Source organism: [Lactobacillus] rogosae (genome assembly GCA_900112995.1).
GTDB classification, from domain to species: Bacteria; Bacillota; Clostridia; order Lachnospirales; family Lachnospiraceae; genus Lachnospira; species Lachnospira rogosae.
On the sequence record FONU01000040.1, the window covers coordinates 1 to 7197 of the forward strand.

Genomic DNA, 7197 nt, shown 5'->3' on the forward strand with positions numbered 1-7197 from the left:
ATATGGGATCTTAGCTCAGCTGGGAGAGCATCTGCCTTACAAGCAGAGGGTCACAGGTTCGAGCCCTGTAGGTCCCATCATTTATTGAATAAACTGCTTATTTATCAGGCCGGTGTGGCGGAACTGGCAGACGCACAGGACTTAAAATCCTGCGGGACTTATACTCCCATACGGGTTCGATTCCCGTTGCCGGCATTTGGTTTATCCAATAAGTACGTGTAGCTCAGCTGGATAGAGCGTCTGGCTACGGACCAGAAGGCCGCGAGTTCGAATCTTGTCACGTACATCTTATCAACCCTGTATTATCTGTGCATACAGATGATGCAGGGCTTTTTGTTTATTATTTTATAATAGTGTTTGTTACATATTTTTAAATATAAAAGTATTAATCAAATTTCAAATGCCAGTATGCTTTGAAAACTGAAACATTATTTGCAATAAGAAATCTTATTTGGAAATTAGAACTTTAAAACTGTGAATAAAACCATTAATAATAGACATACTAAACAGTGAACTAAATTAAAGGAGGACACAGGTATGTCATATAATTCATCTAAAAACGAATCTAACAGCTATAACGAATCAAATAGTTATAATGAGTCAAACAGCTATAATGAAGCTGGAAAGAACGCATATAACAAGAGCTCATCAAAGAATTCATCAAAAAATACTTCTAATTCTTCAAAGAACTCATCAAAAGGTTCTTCTAACTCATCAAAGAATTCGTCAAAGAATTCATATAACAAGTCTACAGACAGCTCAGACTGCTATTAAAAAGCATTTCTTATAAAGATGGTTGTTTGCAATGAAAGGCTGTGCAAACAGCCTGATACATAGGAATTTAGGTTATAGTTATGAAAATCGAGCATAAAATATATTAAAATAAATATAAGAAATGCGTAATATGAATTGTGAATTAATAGGACCTAGAAAGTTAGAATATTATATAAATAATCCTTATTCTTATATTATTGACATAAGGAGTAAAGAAATGTATGACAGTGGTCATATAAAAGGAGCAGAAAATTATCCATATGACTATCTGAGCTCGTATGAGGGCATTAGAGCCTTTAAAAGCCAATACAGGGATAAAAGTGCCATATATATATTATATTGCGAAACTGGAACAAATAGTCTGCTTGTATGTAATAAGCTTGCATTATATGGGTATATTGTGAAATCATTGGCTGGTGGAATAAGAGGATATAACGGAAGATATTTACAGTTAAAGCCATAATATCTGAAGGTATGAAATTTTAGTGAAGAGAAAATGTGATTTAACTATTTTACTTGATTATTTATGGTAAGCATTTTAATATTGATATATATTGTTCGATATTAAGAATAAAATGGTTTAATATTGCTAGTCAGGCATTACTGCCAGATAGAACAATTATTATAAAATCTATAAAAGAATGTATGAATGGAGAAATGCAGGCATATGAAGAATACGTATGAATTGATTGCACCGTGTCATTTTGGATTAGAGTCAGTGTTAAAGCGTGAAATATACGATTTAGGCTATGATATATCCAAAGTGGAAGATGGAAAGGTTACATTTATAGGAGATGCGGATGCGATTGCAAGAGCTAACATTTTCTTAAGAACAGCAGAGCGTGTGCTGCTTAAGGTTGGTGAATTCAAGGCAACAACATTTACTGAACTGTTTGATAATACTAAAGAACTGGAATGGGAAGAATTCATTCCTAAGAATGGCAAGTTCTGGGTTACTAAAGCTAATTCTATCAATAGTAAGCTCTTTAGCTCATCAGATATACAGTCAATTGTAAAAAAGGCAATTGTAGAGCGTTTAAAGGGCAAATACGCCGTTAATTGGTTCGAGGAGGACGGAAACAGCTATCCTATAAGAGTAAGCCTTATGAAGGACGTTGTGACTATTTCGCTTGATACATCAGGGGATTCATTACATAAAAGAGGTTATAGACCAGCGGCAGGAAAAGCACCAATATCAGAGACATTAGCGGCTGCACTTATAATGCTTACACCTTGGAAATCAGACCGTATACTTATAGATCCATTTTGCGGAAGCGGAACATTTCCAATTGAGGCAGCAATGATAGCAGCCAATATTGCACCAGGAATGAATAGACGCTTTACATCTTTACGCTGGACTAATATAATAAATAATGAACTGTGGGATAATGCAGTAGAAGAAGCGGAAGACTTAATTAATTTAAGTATAGACACGGATATTCAGGGATTTGATATTGATGAAAATGTAATTAAAATAGCAAGAAGCAACGCTGCCAATGCAGGTGTTGAGGATTTGATACATTTTCAGGCAAGAAGTGTCAGCGAATTAAGTCATCACAAAAAATATGGCTTCATAATAACTAATCCGCCATATGGTGAACGTCTTGAAGACAAAGAGACGCTTCCAGCTATATATTCAGCATTTGGAAAGCAGTTTGCAAAGCTGGATTCGTGGTCAGCATATATGATTACATCATATGAAGATGCAGTTAAATATTTTGGACGTAAGGCAGATAAGAACCGTAAAATATACAATGGAATGCTTAAGACATATTTTTATTCATTTATGGGTCCTAAGCCACCAAAGAGAGGTTAATTATGAAGAGTATTATTTTGGCATCTAATAACAAGGATAAAGTTAAGGAAGTTAAAGAAATCCTGAAGGGGTACGACATTATTTCTATGAAAGAAGCTGGAATTGATGTTGATATTGAAGAGAACGGAACGACATTTGAAGAAAATGCTTTGATAAAAGCAAGAGCAATTATGAAGCTTACAGGCCAAATAACAATGGCAGATGACTCAGGGCTTGAGATAGATTATCTTAATAAAGCTCCTGGCGTGTATTCTGCACGATTTATGGGACACGATACTTCTTATGATATAAAGAATAAAGCTCTTATACAGAAGCTTGAGGGCGTTAAGGAAAGTGACAGAAGCGGACGCTTCGTATGTGCAATTGCAGTCTGTTTTCCAGATGGACGTGAAATAGTTAAAAGAGGAACAATGGAAGGGCTTATTGCCGAAGAGATAAAGGGAGATAATGGCTTTGGGTATGACCCGATTGTATATCTTCCAGAATATGGCAAGACGTCTGGCGAACTTGCACCTGAGGAGAAGAATAAGATAAGCCACAGGGGCAAGGCATTGGCTCTGATTAAAGAAGAGTTAGACAAATCGGAGGAATTATATGCAGAGGATAATGATAGTAAGTGATACGCACAGACGACACGGTAATCTGGCAGAGGCTATATATAACGAGGGACATCTGGATATGCTTATACATCTTGGTGATGTTGAAGGCGAAGAAGAGGTAATAAAAAGCATAGCCGGCTGTGAAACTATATTTATAGCTGGAAATAATGATTTCTTTTCACCGCTTGACCGCGAGAAAGAAATTGAACTTGGCGGTAAGAAAATATGGCTGACACACGGACATAATTATTATGTATCTTTGGATTTGAAAGTTATTGAGCAGGAAGCTGTTGCCAGAGGAATGGATATAGTTATGTTTGGACATACACACAGGCCGGTTATTATCGTGGAGGATAATATAACACTTATTAATCCGGGCAGCATATCGTATCCAAGACAGGCTGATGGTATACCAACTTACATAATTTTAGAGATTAATGACAATAATGAGTTTAATTTTGAATTAAAAAATGTATAGGAAACCCAGTAAAATAGGGCGTTTGGAGTATATGCTTCAAAAAAATTAAAAAAATTCAAAAAAAGTTTCAAAAAAGTGTTGACATATGGCGAATCATAGCATATAATCTATCTTGTTGTTGCGGTACACGAGTTAAGAACTTAAGAAACAACAACAAGATAAAACCTTTCGGGGTGTGGCTCAGCTTGGCTAGAGCGCTTGATTTGGGATCAAGAGGTCGCAGGTTCGAATCCTGTCACCCCGACTTACAATTTAATATATTATGCGGGTGTAGTTCAATGGTAGAACACTAGCCTTCCAAGCTAGATACGTGGGTTCGATTCCCATCACCCGCTTTGTGTGTCCGTAGCTCAGCTGGATAGAGCAACGGCCTTCTAAGCCGTGGGTCGAGGGTTCGAATCCCCCCGGGCACACTTTTTTTTAATCATATTGGTTAAGCACTTAAAAAGTGTGATACAAGTTGTTAATTAACTTGTAAGAGAGTTCTAAGAGAACTCTTATTTTATGTTATGGTGGGTATAGCACAGCTGGTTAGCGCGTCAGATTGTGGCTCTGAAGGTCCAGGGTTCGAATCCCTGTATCCACCCTTTAATTAATGGGCTATCGCCAAGCGGTAAGGCACAGGGTTTTGATCCCTGCATTACGCTGGTTCGAATCCAGCTAGCCCAGCTGGGTTGGTTGATAGAACTCCCAATCATCAGTTAATAGCATAAGGGCTCATAGCTCAGTTGGTAGAGCACTAGACTTTTAATCTAGGTGTCCCGGGTTCGAACCCCGGTGGGCTCATTGCAAAGGGAATGGTTGAAATACCGTTCCCTTCTTTTTTTGCCATAGTGAACTAGGGGGCAAACGGGTGTCGTAGTCTTAGAATGGAAAAAGTGTGATTTTAATATAAAAAGTATAAAAAGCCTGCGAAGCCGCATAAATACTGGGAGAATTGTTGGTGGTGAAGTTGGGCACTTTTTGGGCACTCGATGACGTGTGGAGTGGAATGATTGAATATAGAAATAGTATGCTGATATATAATTATGAAATGACAGGATGGATTTTTTAGTTTTAATAATATATGTGGTTATGATAAAATAAAAGAAAATGTTAATGGTGGAGTACATAATATAAAAGTAAACAATTTTATTTAAAAATATGGAGACTTATAATGGGGATATTTGGTTTTATAAAATCAATTTTTAATCGAGAAGATAATGATATAGAAAAAAATAAAAATATTGAAAATATACAATATGATATAGGTAATGATTGTGAAAAATTAGATTTGGAAGAGGAAGAATCAGAATTTAATTTGAAATATGAGAAAGAAGAGAATGACAGTATTATTCAGGCTGCAAATGAAGGAGAAGTGAGTGGTGGGGTAAAAAATGATTTAGATGAAAATACAATTAATGCAAATGAAATTAGTGAATTTATTGATGTATATGATATAGAAAAAGTCTATTTTGAAGGAACATACAAAGTTGGAGTTGATATACCTGTAGGTGAATATTATTTTTGGGGAGAGCAAGTTTTGGCTATAGATAGAAGAGGGTTTCAAATAAATAGTGATGATGAATTAATAGATTTTTATTTAAATCTAAAAAAAGGAAGAGTAATTACTGTTGAGGGTGGAAAGTTTACGATAGTAGAAAATGTTAAATACAAGTATAAAGAAGAGGATAAAATTGTTCCTAATCACATGTATCGAATTGAAAAAGAGATTCCAAAGGGAATTTACAGTTTTTCGTATGATGAAAATGTATTAGAAGAGTTAGATTCTAATGTTGAAAATGACTGTTCTGTAGAAGTCTATGCAGATTATCCATATACAAAAAGAGTGGTAGAGCATGCAACTAATGGAAAAGTTTATATTGATAGCAACTGTAAGTATTTAAAAATATTTAGAGGATTTGCTGAGTTAGAAAAAAAGGATAATGTCGTATCCAGTTTGACACGAAGATTGGAATATGAGAAGTTTTATAAACTTAATAGAAAGATTCAAGAAGAAAAATATAAAAATGATAATGTATTTGGAGATAATAGAATATATTTCTACACACATATTGAAGATGTAGAAACTGAAGTGTTGATAAATAATTTATATGAATGTGAAAAGGTTAAAAATCCATATAAAAACGATAATTCTATAAATTATAAATTTTCTGTTCAGGATAATAATATTGATGAGATACGTTTTATAAAATATCTTTTTTATATAGATAAATTACAGATACCAGTAATTTATAATATACCGATAAACAAATTCTATATATATGTTACGAATCAAAAGTTTTGGAGTAACGATGATGAAATACGAGATATTAAGAGAAAACTGAATTTAACTGATTTAAATAGCTTTTTGCGTTTTTTAGAACGTGTTACTAAAATGTATCCAGCAAGATTATTATTAGATAATAATCTTATGGATAATTATGAGTTTTATCAGTATGGGAAATATATCAAAGCTTATTTTAATCGTGAAGAGTGTGAAAAACTTTATAAAAAAAGAATATTGGAATTGTCAGAAAGGGGATTAATTAATAAAAGGTGGAAAAGTGAATTTTCGTTATATGTCTTAGTTAAAGAGTATTACAAGGATGCTATATATCAATATAGGTCAGAATGGTTAGAGAAACAATCATTGGATATTTTTATTCCATGTATAAATGTTGCTATTGAATATCAAGGAAAACAACATTATGAGGTTGTGGATATTTTTGGAGGAAGAGATGATTTAGAAAAACGAAAGCGATTAGATAAGGAAAAACGAAAAAAATGTTTAGATAATAATGTAAAATTGATTGAATGGAGATTTGATTTATTAATAAATGACAAAAATTTAAAAAGACACTTTATGGAGATAGGAATAAATTTACCAACAAAGAAGAAGTATGAACATACATATGTATATAGTAATAAAAGTAAAAAGAAAAATAGTAAAAAGGAGAAGACAATTATATATCAGTATAATTTAGATGGTGAATTTGTCAATGAATTTGAAAATATTAAAATAGCGTGTGATAGTATAAAAAGCAAAGGAGTGGGAAAAGTTGTAAATGGTTTACAGAGTGTAGCAGGAGGATATTATTGGAAGAGAGTTGTTGTAGGCTATCCTAAAACACCAATAAAGATTGAACAAAATAAAGTAAAAGGCATGAATATTTCAAAACCTGTAGTTCAAACAAATGATAATGGAGATATTATTATGATTTTTAAGTCAATAAAGGAAGCCTCAAAAGCAGTTGGAGTTGGTGAAAAAAGTATTAGATTTGCGGCATCTGGTAAACAAAAGCACGCTGGAGGTTATTGTTGGAAATTTATTGATAGTGAAAATGATTAAATGAAAAAATATATATAATAAGTAATAATAATTGTAAATCACCAACCTGTAAATATATATAATAAATTTGATACAAGAAACAGAGCAAGTACTAAGGTAGCGAAATGATATGTACCCAGAATCCTGGACACATTGACTATTGCTCAGGCTCAACACATGGATGCTATCCGATATTTAACGGGCGGCATCCATTTTGTTT

6 protein-coding genes and 9 tRNA genes are annotated in these 7197 nt (G+C 33.6%); all 15 read left to right on the forward strand.

Features of this window, described 5'->3' with window-relative positions; all coding sequences use genetic code 11:
* The first annotated feature begins 4 nt into the window (after nucleotides 1–4).
* The 15 genes from BM157_RS12565 (at nucleotide 5) to BM157_RS12635 (ending at nucleotide 6998) form a co-directional block, all read left to right on the forward strand.
* Nucleotides 5–77 (forward strand) — tRNA-Val (locus tag BM157_RS12565).
* A gap of 31 nt (nucleotides 78–108) precedes the next feature.
* A tRNA-Leu gene (locus BM157_RS12570) sits at nucleotides 109–195 on the forward strand.
* Nucleotides 196–212: 17 nt separating this feature from the next.
* Nucleotides 213–286: transfer RNA gene (locus BM157_RS12575), tRNA-Arg, on the forward strand.
* A 251-nt stretch (nucleotides 287–537) separates the two neighbouring features.
* Complete coding sequence (locus BM157_RS12580) at nucleotides 538–774, forward strand: hypothetical protein (RefSeq protein ID WP_022501616.1); 237 nt, start codon at nucleotides 538–540, stop codon at nucleotides 772–774.
* 130 nt (nucleotides 775–904) lie between these two features.
* Nucleotides 905–1237: a rhodanese-like domain-containing protein gene (locus BM157_RS12585; RefSeq protein WP_055176612.1), complete on the forward strand. Its 333-nt coding sequence runs from the start codon at nucleotides 905–907 to the stop codon at nucleotides 1235–1237.
* Between the two features lie 204 nt (nucleotides 1238–1441).
* Nucleotides 1442–2590, forward strand: a complete 1149-nt coding sequence (locus tag BM157_RS12590) for a THUMP domain-containing class I SAM-dependent RNA methyltransferase (protein ID WP_055176609.1) — start codon at nucleotides 1442–1444, stop codon at nucleotides 2588–2590.
* 2 nt (nucleotides 2591–2592) lie between these two features.
* The gene (locus tag BM157_RS12595) at nucleotides 2593–3210 is read left to right on the forward strand and encodes an XTP/dITP diphosphatase (protein WP_318256000.1); all 618 of its coding nucleotides are present in this window, start codon (nucleotides 2593–2595) and stop codon (nucleotides 3208–3210) included.
* A complete protein-coding gene (locus BM157_RS12600) occupies nucleotides 3185–3667 on the forward strand; it encodes a metallophosphoesterase family protein (RefSeq protein ID WP_022501620.1) in 483 nt (160 codons plus the stop codon). Before BM157_RS12595 ends, BM157_RS12600 begins: the two co-directional genes overlap by 26 nt.
* A gap of 169 nt (nucleotides 3668–3836) precedes the next feature.
* Nucleotides 3837–3911 (forward strand) — tRNA-Pro (locus BM157_RS12605).
* Between the two features lie 20 nt (nucleotides 3912–3931).
* Nucleotides 3932–4002: transfer RNA gene (locus BM157_RS12610), tRNA-Gly, on the forward strand.
* A 4-nt stretch (nucleotides 4003–4006) separates the two neighbouring features.
* Nucleotides 4007–4080, forward strand: a tRNA-Arg gene (locus BM157_RS12615).
* 99 nt (nucleotides 4081–4179) lie between these two features.
* A tRNA-His gene (locus BM157_RS12620) sits at nucleotides 4180–4253 on the forward strand.
* Nucleotides 4254–4263: 10 nt separating this feature from the next.
* Nucleotides 4264–4336: transfer RNA gene (locus tag BM157_RS12625), tRNA-Gln, on the forward strand.
* Between the two features lie 44 nt (nucleotides 4337–4380).
* A tRNA-Lys gene (locus tag BM157_RS12630) sits at nucleotides 4381–4453 on the forward strand.
* A 370-nt stretch (nucleotides 4454–4823) separates the two neighbouring features.
* Complete coding sequence (locus BM157_RS12635) at nucleotides 4824–6998, forward strand: NUMOD1 domain-containing DNA-binding protein (RefSeq protein WP_090141438.1); 2175 nt, start codon at nucleotides 4824–4826, stop codon at nucleotides 6996–6998.
* Nucleotides 6999–7197 lie beyond the last annotated feature (199 nt).